General features: G+C 46.7%; 15 protein-coding genes. 9 read left to right on the forward strand and 6 right to left on the reverse strand.

What is annotated here, in order from left to right; all coding sequences use genetic code 11:
- Together ACFI32_RS12840 and ACFI32_RS12845 are read left to right on the forward strand one after the other, a co-directional pair.
- Positions 1-241, forward strand: a 241-nt coding sequence (locus tag ACFI32_RS12840; protein WP_462626993.1) for a hypothetical protein, incomplete at its 5' end; no start/stop codon positions are given.
- 25 nt (positions 242-266) lie between these two features.
- Positions 267-1,130 carry a hypothetical protein gene (locus tag ACFI32_RS12845; protein WP_462626994.1) on the forward strand — a complete coding sequence of 288 codons (864 nt, stop codon included), beginning with the start codon at positions 267-269 and terminating at the stop codon, positions 1,128-1,130.
- 181 nt (positions 1,131-1,311) lie between these two features.
- On the opposite strand, the gene ACFI32_RS12850 is transcribed toward ACFI32_RS12845, so the two are convergent.
- The gene (locus ACFI32_RS12850; RefSeq protein WP_462626995.1) at positions 1,312-2,139 is read right to left on the reverse strand and encodes an IclR family transcriptional regulator; all 828 of its coding nucleotides are present in this window, start codon (positions 2,137-2,139) and stop codon (positions 1,312-1,314) included.
- A 206-nt stretch (positions 2,140-2,345) separates the two neighbouring features.
- Here ACFI32_RS12850 and ACFI32_RS12855 point away from each other — a divergent pair, with 206 nt between their 5' ends.
- From ACFI32_RS12855 to ACFI32_RS12865, 3 genes are all read left to right on the forward strand, one after another.
- Positions 2,346-3,530: an acyl-CoA dehydrogenase gene (locus tag ACFI32_RS12855; RefSeq protein WP_462626996.1), complete on the forward strand. Its 1,185-nt coding sequence runs from the start codon at positions 2,346-2,348 to the stop codon at positions 3,528-3,530.
- Between the two features lie 193 nt (positions 3,531-3,723).
- On the forward strand, positions 3,724-4,941 hold the full coding sequence (locus ACFI32_RS12860) for a CaiB/BaiF CoA transferase family protein (protein WP_462626997.1): 1,218 nt from the start codon (positions 3,724-3,726) through the stop codon (positions 4,939-4,941).
- 88 nt (positions 4,942-5,029) lie between these two features.
- Entirely contained in the window at positions 5,030-6,076 is a 1,047-nt protein-coding gene (locus tag ACFI32_RS12865; protein ID WP_462626998.1) for a histone deacetylase family protein, read from the forward strand.
- Between the two features lie 164 nt (positions 6,077-6,240).
- Here ACFI32_RS12865 and ACFI32_RS12870 read toward each other — a convergent pair whose 3' ends face one another.
- Positions 6,241-7,302 (reverse strand): WG repeat-containing protein, encoded by a 1,062-nt coding sequence (locus ACFI32_RS12870; protein WP_462626999.1) that lies wholly within the window; start codon positions 7,300-7,302, stop codon positions 6,241-6,243.
- 164 nt (positions 7,303-7,466) lie between these two features.
- On the opposite strand from ACFI32_RS12870, the gene ACFI32_RS12875 reads away from it, so the two are divergent.
- Positions 7,467-8,249, forward strand: a complete 783-nt coding sequence (locus ACFI32_RS12875; RefSeq protein WP_462627000.1) for a hypothetical protein — start codon at positions 7,467-7,469, stop codon at positions 8,247-8,249.
- Between the two features lie 76 nt (positions 8,250-8,325).
- Here the strand turns inward: ACFI32_RS12875 and ACFI32_RS12880 are convergent, their stop codons facing one another.
- Positions 8,326-9,087, reverse strand: a complete 762-nt coding sequence (locus ACFI32_RS12880; protein WP_462627001.1) for an IclR family transcriptional regulator — start codon at positions 9,085-9,087, stop codon at positions 8,326-8,328.
- 218 nt (positions 9,088-9,305) lie between these two features.
- Here ACFI32_RS12880 and ACFI32_RS12885 point away from each other — a divergent pair, with 218 nt between their 5' ends.
- The 3 genes from ACFI32_RS12885 to ACFI32_RS12895 all read left to right on the forward strand — a co-directional run bounded on the left by ACFI32_RS12885 (position 9,306) and on the right by ACFI32_RS12895 (position 13,896).
- A complete protein-coding gene (locus tag ACFI32_RS12885) occupies positions 9,306-10,769 on the forward strand; it encodes an NAD-dependent succinate-semialdehyde dehydrogenase (RefSeq protein WP_462627002.1) in 1,464 nt (487 codons plus the stop codon).
- 149 nt (positions 10,770-10,918) lie between these two features.
- Entirely contained in the window at positions 10,919-12,178 is a 1,260-nt protein-coding gene (gabT, locus tag ACFI32_RS12890; RefSeq protein WP_462627003.1) for a 4-aminobutyrate--2-oxoglutarate transaminase, read from the forward strand.
- A 278-nt stretch (positions 12,179-12,456) separates the two neighbouring features.
- Positions 12,457-13,896, forward strand: coding sequence for an APC family permease (locus tag ACFI32_RS12895; RefSeq protein WP_462627004.1), 1,440 nt, complete (start codon positions 12,457-12,459; stop codon positions 13,894-13,896).
- Between the two features lie 168 nt (positions 13,897-14,064).
- Here the strand turns inward: ACFI32_RS12895 and ACFI32_RS12900 are convergent, their stop codons facing one another.
- The 3 genes from ACFI32_RS12900 to aguB form a co-directional block, all read right to left on the reverse strand.
- Positions 14,065-15,453, reverse strand: a complete 1,389-nt coding sequence (locus ACFI32_RS12900; protein WP_462627005.1) for an NAD-dependent succinate-semialdehyde dehydrogenase — start codon at positions 15,451-15,453, stop codon at positions 14,065-14,067.
- A 138-nt stretch (positions 15,454-15,591) separates the two neighbouring features.
- On the reverse strand, positions 15,592-16,701 hold the full coding sequence (aguA, locus tag ACFI32_RS12905) for an agmatine deiminase (RefSeq protein WP_462627006.1): 1,110 nt from the start codon (positions 16,699-16,701) through the stop codon (positions 15,592-15,594).
- A gap of 69 nt (positions 16,702-16,770) precedes the next feature.
- Positions 16,771-17,637: an N-carbamoylputrescine amidase gene (aguB, locus tag ACFI32_RS12910; protein WP_462627007.1), complete on the reverse strand. Its 867-nt coding sequence runs from the start codon at positions 17,635-17,637 to the stop codon at positions 16,771-16,773.
- Positions 17,638-17,672 lie beyond the last annotated feature (35 nt).

The following is a 17,672-nucleotide window of genomic DNA, read 5'->3' on the forward strand; positions in this document are numbered from 1 at the left end:
GATTGAGCAGCAGTCTGGCGCAGAGGTAGGTGCTGAGCTTAATACAATGTTTGACGAGGTATTTGATGTTATTCGCTCTCCCTATTGGAAAACTGATCGCCAGAGAGAAGAAAATAGATTTCCTATAACGATGAATCCAAATTATGTACGCTTGCAACTGGCGATTATCAGATGGTTATATGTTGAAAAACAGCCATTAAAAGGGAATTGGAACGAGGTTTTGGCGCAAGTTTCGAGATAACATTTTATAATTTTTTGAGGTTAAAATGAGCGATGACCCGATTAAAATAGTAGCTAAGCTTGATGATGATAAAGACTATAGCTTAGCCCCATTTATTGAATACTTTATTGATCGTGAATTTCATGTGACAGCTTATAAACTGAAAAAAGAAAACCTACCAAAAGCTTTGCAATCTAAGCTAATCGTTGGGAATAATTTATTCTACGTTTCAGAGATGCCTGGAATGCTATCTGAGTACTTCTTTTTAGAGGATAGCGATGAAAGCTATGTTTTTAATACTGATAACTATAATAATATTTACCTACCAAACAAGGATAATGTTGAGCTTGAGGTATTTCCTGAGGATGGCTGTATAAATGCTTATCATTCTATAGAAATTAGCGATCCTAATAATGAAGGTATAGGCTACGAGTTTAGAATTGGACTACTAGACTCTTTTTTATTCGGAAGATTATTAATTATTACCATCATGTACAGAGGTTCTAAAAAGCTCGTAAAAAATTTAGGTTATGATGAAGAAGAAAGTATAGTAACGCCTTTATACCCTATAATCTTTAAGCATTTTAATCCACAAAAAATGCTTTATATGAGTTTGAGTGGCTACAGAGAAGATTTTTATGACTTTTTTGGTGAAGAAAATAAGGATGCGTACCAAGACAAGTTTGCCAGTCGAATGATTGAAGATCCTAATTTTATGACCGACTATTATAACAAATACTGGCGTTATCAAGACTATATAGACACGGGTATCCTATACAGATTCTTTGATTTTTCATATTATCAAATCTTACTTTATCAAAAATACGCCGATAATTTTAACTGTCCACAAGAAGCGTTGGATAAAGCATGGGCATGGTACAAAGAAAATAATCAGTGTTTTTTGGAATGACGATAAACTATCAAATTACCGATATGCGCTGACTTTATTTTTACGATGAAGACTCAATATCAAAGCGAGTGATTATTTTTTCCAGTGAAAACTTCTCCATTTAAGCTGATATTAACAAAACATTAATCTGATCATAGGCTGAAACGTACATACTTTGACGGATCAATCGACTTAGCCACCTCTAGACCCCACCACCAATCCGCTCCGCCAATGCCTGCAATTTGGGCACGATCATCGCCGCATAATCATCCGCTTCCCAGTTAGCGCTTGGCACACTGGCATTGAGCGAATACGCATATTGTCCCGTTGCAACATCATATACCCCCACTGCGACCGCCAATATGTCAGTAGAAAACTCCCCATCAGAGACGGTATAGCCGTATTGCTCATAGTGCTGGGCTGCCTGACTGAGCGCAGTCTGTGCGTGAAGATAGTCCTCAGTAGATAAATTTTCTTTCAAATTGCTCATAATCACCGCCTGTCTCGCAGCTGAACTTGCGGCATAAAACGCCCGTCCAATCGCCGTACGTGCCACGGGTACGGCTGAGCCAACCTGCAAGTTGACGGATAGACGGGCAGGGCTACGATAGCAAGCGTGATAGCGCATCTCTCCTTCGACCTCGGTCGCTAGATTCACCGATACTTCGTTGTCGCTGGCGAACTGGCGCAGCAATGGTTCAGCTGATGCGACCATGTCATGACGACTCCATGCGGTCGCGCTCAGACGTACTGCACTACTGCCCAATTGATACTGGCCGTATTCATTGGTACGCAAAAATCCCAATGTGGTCAGCGTATGAATCAGGCGAGTGATGGTTGCTTTTGGCAGGGTTGTCATCTGACACAGCTGCTGATGGGTAAGGCGCTCATGATGTTCAAAGGCCGCCAGTATCACCAATCCGCGTCCCAGTGCCGTCACAAACTGTCGATCGTTACTTTCCTTACTATAACTCATTGTGTCATGCATGCGCTCAACTAGCGGTGTAGTGGCTGATGTAGGTGTGGTCATATTATTTCCATCTCTCTTAATGCTTATCTTTTTTAATCGCTATCTTTTTGATAAAGGTTTACAGGGCGGCGAAAGTTTGCTTAAATGGCTTTATTAAATGAAACTAAGTTTCACACAGCGGAATAACAAAGTCAATGACTTATTAAACCACTTCATTTACTAAATACTATTCGTCAGTCAGGATGACTGATATCAAGGAGATCCACATGTCAACATCTACCAGCCCGCGCTTTGATTGGGAAGATCCTTTTTTACTACGCGATCAGCTCACCGAAGAAGAACGTATGGTCACCGACAGCGCTCGTCAGTTTTTTCAAAAAGAGCTGATGCCCGGCATCGTCAATGCCAACCGTAATGAGCATTTTGACCGCAATATCATGCGCCAAATGGGTGAAATGGGCTTGCTTGGTGTGACCATCGAGGGCTATGGCTGCGCAGGTCTATCTAGCGTCGCTTATGGATTGATTGCAAAAGAAGTGGAAGCGGTCGACTCGGGCTACCGCTCAGCGATGAGTGTGCAGTCAAGCCTCGTGATGCATCCAATCTGGGCGTATGGCACAGAAGAGCAAAGAGAGAAGTATCTGCCAAAACTTGCCACAGGTGAATACGTGGGCTGCTTTGGTCTGACTGAGCCCGATTCGGGATCTGATCCTGCCTCAATGTCGACGCGTGCGCGTGCCGTCGATGGTGGTTATGAGTTGACGGGTAATAAGATGTGGATTACCAACAGTCCTATCGCGGATGTGTTTGTGGTCTGGGCAAAAGATGATGCAGGCGAGATTCGCGGTTTTGTCTTAGAGAAGGGCATGAAAGGACTGTCTGCACCGAAGATTGAAGGTAAGTTCTCACTGCGCGCATCAGTCACTGGTGAGATTGTCATGGACAAAGTATTCGTTCCTGAAGCCAATGCTTTCCCCGATATCCGTGGTTTAAAAGGGCCATTTGGCTGCTTAAATAAAGCCCGTTATGGTATCGCGTGGGGCAGTATGGGCGCGGCAGATTTCTGCTGGAAGGCAGCGCGTCAGTACACGCTAGATCGTAAGCAGTTTGGTCGTCCACTGGCCGCCACCCAGTTGGTACAGTTAAAGCTTGCCAATATGCAAACCGAGATTGCGCTTGGTCTACAAGCTGCGCTACGGGTCGGTCGTTTGATGGATGAGCACAATGCGGCGCCAGAGATGATTTCACTCATCAAACGTAATAACTGCGGTAAAGCGCTCGATATCGCTCGTGTGGCGCGTGATATGCACGGCGGTAACGGTATCTCTGATGAGTTCCACATTATTCGTCATGTGCTAAACCTTGAGGCGGTCAATACTTACGAGGGTACGCATGATATTCATGCGCTGATCTTGGGCCGTGCACAGACAGGTATTCAAGCGTTCTTTTAATCGTTCCTACTAGATATAGTGAACACAGCTTTATTTTATGACGTACGTTGCTGCTTGGCTTTTTAACAGAGCATCAACAGTAGCGTACGTTTTTTTAGTTGTTATTTCTCATTTATGTGCTCAAAACCAAATGATGAATAGCAATTTTATTATCTAAACAAATAGAAAATACGCCACAGTATAAGGAAATCTCATGGCAGATATAATGGACATGGATAATATGCCAAAAGGCGCCTTACAGGGTATTAAGGTGCTCGATTTATCAAGAGTGCTGGCAGGCCCTTCTTGTACGCAAGTGCTCGCTGATCTGGGTGCAGACGTCATTAAAGTTGAGCGTCCACATATCGGTGATGAGACGCGCCACTGGGCACCGCCCACCTTTAGCGATGGCACCTCCGCCTACTACGCCACCATCAATCGCAACAAAAAATCGCTGACGGTGGACATCACCACGCCAGCAGGGCAGACCATTATCAAACAGCTCATTGCTGACAGTGATATTTTGGTCGAGAATTTCAAAGTCGGCGGTCTTAAAAAATACGGCTTAGATTATGACAGTCTCAAACAAGAACACCCGCGCCTGATTTATGCCTCTTTGACAGGGTTTGGGCAGACGGGTCCAGATGCGGGGCGTTCTGGTTATGATTATATTATCCAAGGCTTGTCAGGGCTAATGAGTATCACAGGACCAAGTGATGGCGAACCGCACAAGGTGGGCGTGGCCGTGGTCGATTTATTTGCAGGGCTGCAGCTGACGATTGGTATCCAAGCCGCGCTATTGGCGCGGCAACATACTGGCGCTGGTCAGCATGTCGATGTCGCACTTTTAGACAGTGCGTTGTCTATGCTGGCCAATGTCGGTATGAATCATTTGGCCTCAGATAAAATACCGCCAAGATTGGGCAATCAGCATCCCAACATTGTGCCTTACCAAGTGTTTGCAGCTAAAGGGGAGGCGCACTTTATTTTGGCCTGCGGTAATGACCATCAGTTTGCCAAGCTGTGCACTGTATTGTCAGTCGATTGGCATCTTGATGCGCGTTTTGCGACCAATCCTAATCGCGTTGCCAATCGTGAACTGCTGTGTGCTGAATTGACGACAATATTTGCCAAGCAGTCTCGTGCTTACTGGCTTGAGATTTTGGAGCAGGCAGGCGTACCTTGCGGTGCGATTCATAATGTCGCGGAAGCGTTGGCTATGCCGCAAGCGCAGGCTCGCGAGATGATCGTCGATTTTGCTCAGCAGGGTAGCCCCGTTCGCGCCCTTGGTAATCCGATAAAACTCTCCGCGTCTCCTGTCAATTATCGTACGCCGCCGCCGCGTCTGAGCGAGCATACCGACAGCACGCTTACGGATTTGGGTTATGATAGCGAGATGATTGCCAAGCTAAAGGCTGATGGTATTGTATAGAAATATGAGCGAAATGAATTATAAGGACAGAAGACCGCACAGTTTTAGCTTACTTTTAGACAACCACTTTTAACAAGGAAGGTTCCGCATGAAAATATACAGCCATGACAACCTCAGCCTGCACAGACCACTGCCGTACTTTTCTTACGGCAAGATGTTTGAGCCGCTTGAGATACCGGAGCGTATGACCGAGTTGCTAAAAGCACCAGTAGCGCTGGGTCTGGCGGTGACTAAAGCCGTTGACATTGGTATTGCGCCCATATTGGCCGTCCATGATTTTGGTTATGTTCAGTTTCTCAAGCATGGCTATGATGAGTGGATGGCGGTCGAGGAAGACTTGGGCGCACAGGTGCAAACGGGTATTTTTGTGCCGTATGACAACCCCGGCATTGGCATTATGGCAAAAGCCGCTAAGTATCAGGCTGACGATAGCGCCCCTATCAGTGAGCATTCTTGGACATCTATCTATTGGTCAGCGCAGACGGCGCTCAATGCGGCTGAAGCCTTGCTAAATGATAAGGTATCTAGTGCCGAACGTAGCCAAAATCAAACCCAGCTTTGCTTTTCGCGTCCACCGGGGCACCATGCACGTAAAAGCGCGGCGGGCGGATTCTGTTATTTGAACAACGCTGCTATCATCGCCGAACACCTGCGACAAAAATACGCAAAAATCGCCATCATCGACACCGATATGCACCATGGGCAGGGTATCCAAGAGATATTTTATGAGCGCAGCGATGTGCTTTATACCTCGGTGCACGGCAGCCCAATTAACTTTTATCCAGCGGTCACAGGTCATGAGTTTGAAAAAGGGGCGGGCGCGGGAGAAGGCTTTAATGTTAACTTTCCGATGCCACATGGCACCGATGAAGCTGGGTTTTTTGAGTATGTCGATAAGTCGATCGCGGCAGTGACGCTATTTGATCCTGACGTTATCGTTCATGTCTTAGGCTTTGATGTTTATGAGGCCGATCCAGAGGCAAAATGTGCGGTCAGTACAAAGGGCTTTGAGGTCTTGGCACAAAAGATGGTCGCCTTAAACAAGCCGCTGATTGTCTTGGTTGAAGGTGGTTATTATCTGCCCAAGCTTAATGACAATTTGCAGGCGTTTTTGTCAGGGCTTATAAATGAATAAGCACCTACGCATCTAGAGAATCAATGAGAACAATCACCCAGACGATAGGCAGTGGCGTACGTCTGCGCTTAAAAAACCAGCGATGTAAAAAAACAGCGCGCGGCTTTATTAGTCGCGCGCAATTTGCCAATCTTCTACAAAATATGTAGAGCAAATCATATTGTTTAAGGCGAGTCTACCGTAAAATCTACTCGTTCTCCTTCTCGATTAATATAGAAAATGTCACCATCTTTTTCTACTTTAGCGACAACTTCATTGGTTAAATCAGATTCAAACGTCCAAGCATCATCGTACTCTAAAGGAATGATGACTTCACCGGCCTTGTTGATAAAGCCATGTTTATCATTTTTTGTGACTAGTGCCAAACCCCAAGAAAACCCCCAGATATAATCATAGGGCAGAGTAACGACCACTTTTCCTGTCTTATCGATGAACGCATATTCCTCTTCTTTTTTGACGAAGGCTAAGCCCTTATAAAAAGGTAACGCATCATCATAGATTATTGGAATGACGGTTTTACCTTTTTTATCTATAAAACCATATTTGTGGTTTTTTATGATGATTGCCATACCTTCTGAGAAATCATCCGCATTTTCATACTGCAAAGGAATAACAAGCCGACCTGAGGTGTCAAAAAACCCCACGTCCCAACCTTTTCTCGCCCACATTAGCCCTTCTGATAAAGGGCCTATTCTGTCATATATTAATGGCACTACTTCACGCTCATCTCTATCGATGAATCCATCTTTATCACCTATATTAACGATGAATAAATTATCAGTTACTCTTTCAATAGAGTCGTAATTTATGGAGATAATTACTTGATTCATCTTATCAATAAAGCCTCGTTTGTTATTTTTGACGACCAAAGCAATGCCATGTTCAAATGACCAGCCATTATCATATTGTAAAGGAATAACAGGGTGACCTGACTTATCGATAAAGCCCACTTTAGCGTTCTTCTCGACCCTAGCCAGCCCTTCGGAAAAATTCCAAACGCTATCGTATTGAAGAGGAATGACAACTTTACCCCTCACATCAACGTAGCCCCAGCGACCATTTTGACCCACAACTGATAGGCCGTCGTGCAAACAATTTACGACGTCATATGGCGCAGATTTTGGCAGATTACAGTCATTGTTGGCCCATACGTTTTGGCTGAATAGGCTAAAAACTGATAGGATAAACATCGGTATCGATTTAGATTTATAAGATAGGGTTTTCATGAATTGGGTTCCAATGCAAGATAAGCACAGTGCATCATTATGAGCCTCTTATGACCAAACTGCTTATTTTTTGATGAGGCAGTATTATAAGCAGATATAAATACTTTTTTGATGAAAAATAAAAACATTTGAATAGCTGGATATGGTTGTTATGGATAATAAAAATGATTAAAAAACATCAGTTATGGACACTCATATTATCTGGCTCATTGGCAACCTATAGCTATGGTAATACGGACACTGATATAGAAAATAGCGTTCAAGCTCATGATACAGCGCTGGCGATTTTTAAAGAGGACAACGACCGCAGAGGCAGAAAGGCTGTCAAGGTGTATAGAGATGACAGGCGCAATTATGACTTCACCACGGTCATCGCAGCATCGATCAATCACCATACCATTGGTATTATTGGGGATAACTACCAGCGTCTTATGATGGATATTGATCGTGTCACAAGAGATCCTCAGCATCCCAACCGATATCTGGTATCAGGGCGTGCTCAAGTTAAGCAAAATAAGACTGATTTTCAAGGCAGTCTGATATTGGCGGATATCTATCGTTACAATACATTCGACTATGGCGTTGATGAAGAATATCGAGATAAAGGATTAGCAGAGCAGGGGTTTGCCGTATTTTACTACCATCTCACAGAAAACCCTAAGCAGCGATATAGTGGTGTGTTTGAAGGTCAGTTGTATAGCAAATGGTATCTGACGGATGATGGTGTCATGCACTATGATTTTATTGATTATTACTCCGACAGTTATTTTAACAACGTATATTATGGCACGTGGCGCGCTTACGGCAGTAATCAATCAAAGATAGCCACATGGGCCGACTACAAATTACCAAAAGAGATTGCGCCTGATTTAAATATTGGCGCAGGCGATTTTTCTCCCAATCCGAAATATTTTAAGTACGGCTGGGCAGACTATCAGCCAAAATGACAGAGCAGTCTAAGCAATATGACAGTCATACCAGCAAATAACCTCACGTCCTATTTTTATAGGTCTGATTATTGAGTTACCTTTTTTTATAGCCCAAACACTGCTCCATTTTTTGTGCCAGCTCAATCAATACCGCGCTGACTTCCTCACGTTTGGACTCATATTCACCCTGCAAAAAGCTGACCGCCAGCCCCGCTGTGGCATGACCTGCCGCGCCGCGCACATACGTCCCCAAGCAGTACATGCCGTCACGCAGCTGACCATCATCCAGTGAGATGCGCGTCTGCTGAATATCGGTCAGCTCTGCTGCCAATGACTCAAAATCCTTGACCCCATGCGGCGTTATTGGCTCAGGAAACACCCCATCATATAGCGACTCAATCATCGGCATCGACATCGTTGACAGCATGGCCTTACCCGTTGCCGAAAACACGGCAGGCACGCGTACCCCTGCGCGAAAGGTAAAACCAAGCGGCTCGGGTGTCTCATGACACGCCAAAAACACCACTTCACCCAAATCCAAATTGGACAGCGTCACCGTATGTTGCCGCAATAGCGGATACTGTACGATCAAATCTTTAAACAACTGCACCACGCTTTGCTGCTGCTCATAGCGCCCTGCCCAATACAGCAGATAAGAGCCCAAATGAAACCGTCCATCCACGTCTTTATAAATGACATGTTTGTTCAGTAAGCTTTGCAAAATATTATGCGTTGAGCTGCGCGCAAAGGCCAGCTCTTTGGCAATCTGAGCAGCACTGAGTGGCTGCGGATTTGCGGTGACCAAATCTAAAATTTGAAAGGTTTTGTCTAAAGCAGGAACTGTCGATGTACTCATAAATGCCCTATCGGTTGATGGTGAGACGGGAAAATAGAAAAAAATAATAAATGTGTAGATTATAGGTTGCAAACAGTAATCAGTTGTTCCTATAATGATGTCTCATATATGGAATTAATGTTCAGTATATTGAACATAAAACCAATTATCAATTATTATTTAATGGCTACGGCTATATCCACTTTTATAAACAAACTCATATGACAAGGAGCGTCAACATGTCAAACACGCTACAGCTATCCAATCCAGATCTTCTCAAACAATCTTGCTTCACTCAAGACGGCTGGCACGCTGCTAGCGACAATGCGGTACTTGAAGTCAATAATCCTTTTAACGATGAGCTTATTGGTACCGTACCAAGCCTCACAACTGATGATGTCAATGAAGCCGTTGACTATGCGCATGATGTCCAAGCAGATTGGGCGGCAAGAACGGCCAAAGAGCGTGCAGAGCTGCTGCAAAAATGGGCAGATCTTATCGATGCCAATAAAGAAGATCTTGCTATCATCATGACCGCTGAGCAAGGCAAGCCGCTCACTGAGTCGCGCGGCGAGATTGGTTATGCCAACAGCTTTATCCGCTGGTTTGCCGAAGAAGGCAAGCGCGTTTATGGTGATGTCATTCCTGCCAACAGTACGCAATTACGTCACGTCGTCCTTAAGCAGCCCGTCGGTGTTTGCGCTGCCATTACCCCTTGGAACTTTCCAGCAGCGATGATCACGCGCAAAGTCGCACCTGCGATGGCAGCAGGCTGTACGATTATCGTCAAACCTGCTACCGAAACGCCGTTTTCAGCATTGGCATTGGGCGCTTTAGCAGAGCAAGCAGGCATTCCTGCAGGCGTGCTGCAAGTGGTCACGGGCAAATCGTCGACCATTGGTGAAATCCTAACGGGCGATGCGCGTATTCACAAGCTGTCATTTACGGGTTCTACCGAAGTTGGTCGTACGCTGATGGCGCAATGCGCGCCAACGATTAAAAAGCTATCACTCGAGCTGGGTGGCAACGCGCCATTTATTGTTTTTGATGATGCCGATCTTGAGAAAGCCGCTGCCGGCCTTATCGCCTCTAAATACCGCAACGCAGGTCAGACCTGCGTGTGTGCCAACCGTGTCTACGTGCAAGACAGCATCAAAGACAAGTTCTTAGAGGTCTTTGTCAAAAAAGTCGAAGCGCTCAAAGTGGGCAACGGCTTAGAAGAGGGCATCGACATTGGCCCGCTCATTAATGAAAAAGCCTTAGATAAAGTCCAAGCGTTGCTAAAAGATGCCTTAGACAAAGGTGCCAAACTGGTCACTGGCGGTAGCGTTAACGATGCCTCGAAGCTGACATACAATCCGACCGTTATCACTGATATCAGCAGTGACATGGACATCGCCTCTGAAGAAATCTTTGGCCCGATTGCAACCATCTTTACCTTTAAAGACGAAGCAGAAGTGATTCGTGCGGCTAACGATACCATTTACGGCTTGGCCGCGTACTTCTACAGCGGCGACTATGCCCGCTCATGGCGCGTCACCGAAGGGCTTGAATACGGCATTATCGGTCACAATACGGGCCTCATCTCTACAGAGGTTGCCCCATTTGGCGGCGTGAAGCAGTCTGGCTTTGGTCGTGAAGGCTCAAAGTATGGTATCGAAGACTACATTACGACCAAATACTGGTGCTCTGATATCAGCTAATCGTATCCCTTATTCAATTTTTAGTAAGACGTTTTAGATATCTGCGGTGTGTGCTACCACATAAGCACCGCTCGTTATCTATTCAGTATCAAATGAACCGCCATTCACCAGATGGCATTTATGTTACGAACACAGAAAAGGACATTCCCATGACTACCAATCAATCATTACTTGAGCGCCGCAAAGCTGTCCTACCTACAGGGTTGGGTGTGGCTTTTCCAATCTTTGCCGAAAAAGCAAAGAACTCAGAAGTGTGGGACGTAGAGGGTCAGCGCTATATTGATTTTGTTGGCGGGATCTCAGTGCTAAACACCGGTCATAGCCACCCAAAAATCACTCAGCGTGTTCATGAGCAGATTGATAAGTTTACGCATACCGCCGCGCAAATGATCAGCTATGAAAGCTATGTTGAGCTTGCCGAAAAGTTATGCGAAAAAGCCCCAATCAGTGGTGAAAAGCGCGCGCTGTTTTTGACCACTGGTGCCGAAGCCGTTGAAAACACCATTAAGATCGCTCGTGCCAAAACAGGTCGCCCCGGTGTGATTTCTTTTGTCGGCGGTTGGCATGGTCGTACGCTGATGTGTATGAGCTTGACTGGTAAAGTATTGCCATACAAAAAGAACTTTGGCCCTATGCCGGGTCCTGTGTTCCATGCGCTATTCCCAGCAGAAGAGCTGAATGTCACTGAAGAACAAGCGCTACACAGCCTTGATATGATCTTCCAAGCGGACATCGATCCAAGTGAAGTGGCAGCGATGATTGTTGAGCCAGTACAAGGTGAGGGCGGCTTTCACCAAGTGACGCCATCATTTGCCAAGGCTCTACGCGAGATCTGTGATGAGCATGGCATCGTGCTTATTTTTGATGAAGTACAATGTGGTTTTGCTAGAACGGGTACGCTATTTGCAGGTGAGCAGCTCGGCGTTGAGCCTGATTTGATGACCACTGCCAAAAGTTTGGCAGGCGGCTATCCAATCTCAGCAGTCGTTGGCCGTGCAGACATCATGAACGCACCGCAAGTGGGCGGTTTGGGTGGTACTTATTCAGGTAGCCCGCTGGCTTGTGTGGCGGCGCTTGCCGTTATGGAAGTGATTGAAGAAGAAAACTTGCTTGAGCGTAGTGTTGAGATTGGCGATACCATCGCCTCATTCCTAAAAGGCTTGAACCTAAGCAGCATCGGTCATATCCGTTACAAAGGCGCGATGCTTGCGTTTGAGTTGGTTGATAGCGATGGCAAACCTGATGCCGCAGCAGCAGCCAACTTAAAAGCCAAAGCCTTTGAGCAAGGCTTGCTGCTTGCATCTTGCGGTATGTATGGCAATGCCATCCGTGTGATGGTGCCATTGACGGTTGAAGAAGAAGTGCTCCAAGAAGGCCTCGATATCATCGGGTCTATTCTCAGCGCATAGTTTGCTAAATCAAAAGCCATCAACTGATGGTCAGTGACCGTTTAGACAGCAAGGCCACTTTGAAGCAAGCAGACTGCGTCATGCTTTTGCTTAACGACGGCGCCTTGTAAGACAAGGCGTCGTTTGTTATTTGGGTTATCAAAAACCGATAACCCATAGGATAAAAAACAGCTGTATGACAGTTGGAAGCGGAGCGCTTTAAGCGATGGTGTAAACCATATGGGTTTGGAGCGTTTGTAAAGGATTAGGATGGATGACAAACGGACAAGGAGTAAGTTATGTCTGGTTTAAAGAAATCGTTAGGTGTGTTCGACATTATTGCATTGGCTTTTGGTGCCATGGTGGGTTGGGGCTGGGTGGTACTGGCAGGTAGCTGGATCATCTCAGCTGGTATCTGGGGCGCGATCAGCGCCTTTATCGTCGGCGGCTTGGTGGTTGTGCTCATTGGTATCACCTATGCTGAGCTGGCGGCATCCATGCCGATTACAGGAGGCGAGCACACGTATACCCATCGGGCATTGGGTGTGAACATCTCCTTTATCTGTTCATGGAGTATATTATTTGGTTATTTCTCTGTCGTGGCCTTTGAGGCAGTGGCATTGCCTACCGTTGTTGAATATATCATACCCAATTATAGCCAAGGCTATCTGTGGAATGTGGCAGGCTGGGATGTCTATGCCACGTGGGTTGCTGTGGGGATGATCGGGTCAATTGCCATCACTTGGCTTAATATACGCGGTATGGAAGTGAGCGCGTGGTTCCAAAAACTCGCTGTCGTTGGTATCTTCTGCGTGGGTATTTTACTGTTCGTTGGCGCGTTATTGTTCAACCCTGAAACCTCAGATTCGGTACAAGCACCGAACTTTATCGGTGGTGTCGGCGGTATCATGACAGTAATGGTGATGGTTCCCTTCTTGTTTGTCGGCTTTGACGTGATTCCACAAGCGGCAGAAGAGATCAACTTAACCCGTCCCAATATCGGTAAATTTTTGATTGTCTCAATCATCATCGCGGTACTGTGGTACATCGCCGTTGCATGGAGTGTGGGCAAAACCTTACCACTACTACAAGCGCAAGATTCAACACTGGCCACCGCCGATGCGATGACCAATGCATGGAATGGCAAATGGGCTGGCATCTTACTGGTTATCGGTGGGGTGCTGGGTATTTTATCAAGCTGGAATGCATTTTTGATCGGTGGTAGTCGCTTGTTATATGCGATGGGTAAAACGCACATGTTGCCGCAGTTTTTGTGCAAACTGCATCCTAAGTACAATACTCCAGTCAACGCTATCTTATTGATTGGTGGTCTTGCCACCCTCGCGCCACTTTTTGGTCGCAAAATGCTGGTATGGATCGTTGATGCGGGCGGGTTTGGTATCGTCATCGCTTATACTTGTGTCGCCATCTCGTTCTTAGTTCTGCGCTACCGTGAACCGAACATGGTACGTCCGTTTAGAGTACCAGCAGGTAAATTGGTTGGTATCGTCACCATCATCCTGAGCCTTGGTATGTTGGTCTTATATTTACCCGGTATGCCTTCGGCACTCGTGGCAATCGAGTGGTGGATCTTCCTTGGCTGGACGGTACTTGGCGGTGCGTTATACGGCTACGCCAGCATGAAAAGCCCTGGTAAGAGTAAAGAAATCATGGATCATGAGCTGGTCGAACTCAAAGCCATGAATCAAGAATGGCTAAAAGAGCACGGGTACAAATAAACATCAGTGAGCATCAACACTGTTTCGAATACCTGAGCGCTATGAAGCGCACTTAATCAGACCGTCCATAGAGTCACAACCCAGCGTTGTGGCTCTATTTTTTTGGTTTTAATAACCTTGGGTTTGATAGCCAAAGCAGCACTACGGGCGGCTTTATGCTGTAGTCAATTACGCGTCACTGCTCGGCGACTTATCACGGATGAGCTTATAGTTTAAAAACTCGGTGATGCCCAGATTGCCCAGCTCGCGGCCAAATCCTGAGCGCTTCACGCCGCCAAAGGGGGTGTTTGCCTCGCTGCCTGAGTCAGCATTGATGGTGACCATACCCACTTCTAAGCGGTCGGCAATGTCTTTGGCCAGTGTGTTGCTTTCAGTCTGTATCGACGCACCCAGACCGAATGGCACATCGTTGGCGATGGCGATGGCATGGTCGATATCGCGCGCTTTATAAATCACTGCCACAGGGCCGAACAGCTCTTCACGGTAGACGTCCATACTGTCATCGACATCGGTCAACACCGCAGGGGCAAACCACGCGCCTGCTTTGTCTTTATCCATGCCACCTGCTACCAGTACTGTCGCACCTGCATCGATGGCACTATCTAACTGCGCTTGTAGGTTGGTTGCCGCAGCCACTGACGACATGGGGCCAATGGCAGTTGAGGCTTCCATGGGGTCAGCCAGCGTCATCTGCTGAACGCTATCGACAAAGCGCTCGACAAAAGTATCATAAATCTCATCGACGATGATCAAACGTTTGGCGGCGTTACAGGCCTGTCCTGTATTACCAAAACGTCCTGAGATGGCATTTTTGACAGCCAACTCAAGGTCAGCATCAGCGGCAACAATAAACGGATCTGAGCCGCCAAGCTCTAGTACTACTTTTTTCAGTGCGCTGCCCGCTTCTTTGGCTACGGCTTGTCCAGCGCGCTCAGAGCCAGTTAAGGAGATACCTTGGACACGGCTGTCTTGAATAATGGTCGCCGATTGCTCATTGGTGGCAAAAATATTGTTATAAATCCCTGTCGGCGCGCCAGCGGCCTCCATGATGTCGGCAATGGCTTCAGCAGTCTTTGGACACTGCGGCGCATGTTTTAGGATAATGGTGTTGCCTGCCATTAAGTTTGGCGCGACAAAGCGTGCCACTTGGTAATGCGGATAATTCCACGGCATGATACCGAACAATACGCCAACAGGGCGCTTTTCGACCACGGCGCTACCACTATCAACATCGATACGATTGGGGGCTAACAGCGCTTCTGCGGTATCAGCATAATAACGAAAAATCTGCGCGACGAATGCCACTTCGCCTTTGGCCTGTGCAATCGGTTTGCCCATCTCGCTGGTAACGATGCGTGCCAGTGCCTCTTTGCGCTCAAGATAAAGATCGGCGATTTTATGCAGTAGGGCGCTGCGCTCAGCCATGGGTACATGTCGCCATGTGTCAAAGGCGCTGTCCGCTTGTTCAATAACCTGCTGAATGTCTTGATCAGTGGCGGTGGGGTAAGTGGCTTCTGTTTCGCCAGTGGCTGGATTGTTAATTTGATAATCGCTCATTGCTTTGTCCTTTTCTAATAGGTCTTTGGATTTACTATCCATTTGTGTTTGTTTTTTATACTCAAGCTTTTTATATTCGTGCTTTGGCTACTGCTACAAATGATTCATTATGGTGTATCCCGTGGCACGTGACGCATTTTAGAGTGATGCTTTGGTCACAGGTTGCTGCTGGGTGATACAGTGAATATTGCCGCCGCCATAGACGATCTCGCGAGTACGTACGCCAATCACTTGATGGTCTGGAAAGATCGCAGCCAGCTGCTCAAGGGCAAGCGCATCATTGATATCATCGTATTGCGGCACAATGACTGCCTCATTACAAATCAAGAAATTGGCATAAGAGGCGATACAGATATCACCACTCAAACGCGGTTTGGCATCATCAGATTGCACAATGTCGTAGTCCTCAGGTAAGGTGACGGGCTGCTGAGTACAGCACAGCTTATGTACGGTGAGCGTGCGTCCTTTGGCGTCTGTCATGGTGCTCAGCTGCTGGTGCGCTTTTTGGGTGGCCTCATAAAAAGGGTGGTCAAGATCATCTGTATAAAGGCAGACGACCTCAGAGGGTCTGACAAAACAGGCCAAATCATCAACGTGCCCCGTGGTTTCATCGGGGTCAATACCATCATCAATCCAGAGCACTTTTTGTACATTGAGATAGGCTTTTAGTGTGTCTTCGATTTGTGCTTCATTCAGGTGTGGATTGCGTCCGGGGCTGAGCAGACACATACGAGTGGTCAGGACAGTGCCTTCACCATCGACATGAAAGGCGCCGCCCTCCATCACAAAGTTATCAGGACGATAGCGGCTGATGTCCAATTGCTCACACAGACGAGCCGCGAGCTTATCATCATCATCCCACGGCGTATAGAGACCGTCGTAGTCGCCGCCCCACGCATTAAAATGCCAATCGCAGGCGCGTAGCTCACCATGTTCGTTAGTCACAAACGTAGGTACAATGTCACGCGCCCACGCATCATTACTGGGTATGGTGAGCACGTCAATATCTTTGGGCAGCATCGCACGGCAGGCCTGCTCTTGCTCGGCATTGACCAACATGCCAACGTCACAAAACTGGCGAATCACTTTGGCGACTGCGGCATAGGTTTGCTGTACAGGTCTAGCATTTTGTCGCCAGTTGTCAGGACGATAGGGCCATATCATCCATACTTTTTCTATGGGTTCAAACTCTGCTGGCATATGGAAACCATCTTGCTGCGGTGTCGTATCGGTCAGTAGCATAGACATAAAATCACCTTATCGCCTGTAAGCGATGATAAAAATAGAGAAAATAAGTGACAAGTAGAGAATCAATTATCAATGAGTCAAAAGCGTGCCATACATGGATGGACGACGGTCACGGAACACGCCCCATTGACGTCGCTCGATGGCTAGCTTATCTAAGTCAAAAGTGCTACTGATGACTTCGTTTTTATCCGCAGAGGCTTCTTGGATGATCTCGCCGCGACCATCGGTGATGAACGAGCCACCGTAAAACTGCATGGTGCTGTCTTGACCATTTTGGCTGATGGTCTCTGTATCGATACGGTTGGATGCGATCACGGGCATGAGGTTAGCGGCAGAATGACCTTGCATACAGCGCTGCCAATGGCCTTTTGAGTCGATACCGAGGGTTGGCTCATCACCAATCGCAGTCGGGTAAAACAGTAGCTCTGCGCCCATCAATGCCATGCTACGCGCGCATTCAGGGAACCACTGATCCCAGCAGATACCGACGCCAATTTTGGCATATTTGGTATCCCAAACCTTAAAGCCTGTATCACCGGGGGTAAAGTAGAATTTTTCGGCATAAGGAATGCCATCTGGGATATGAGTCTTGCGATAGGTGCCCAGTATCTCGCCATCAGCATCGATTACAGTCACGCTATTAAAAAAGGTATTGCCAGATTGTTCATAAAAGCTGATCGGTAATACCACTTGTAGCTCTTTTGCCAACTGCTGAAAATGCGTAATCGCCGCGTTATCAGCAACGCTCGTCGCCAGTTTGAAGTAATCAAAGTCATGAACTTGGCAGAAGTAGGGCGTCTCAAACAATTCTTGGAGTAAGATGATATTGGCACCTGCTTTGGCCGCCTTGGTGACCAAATCAGTCGCAGTGGCGATGTTTTTTTGTATATCCCAACCACAGGCCATTTGGGTGGTGGCAACGGTAACGTTTCGCATGAGCTAAATCCTTTTAATAGCAGATGAATAATATG

The organism is Psychrobacter sp. PSi21, assembly GCF_054960615.1.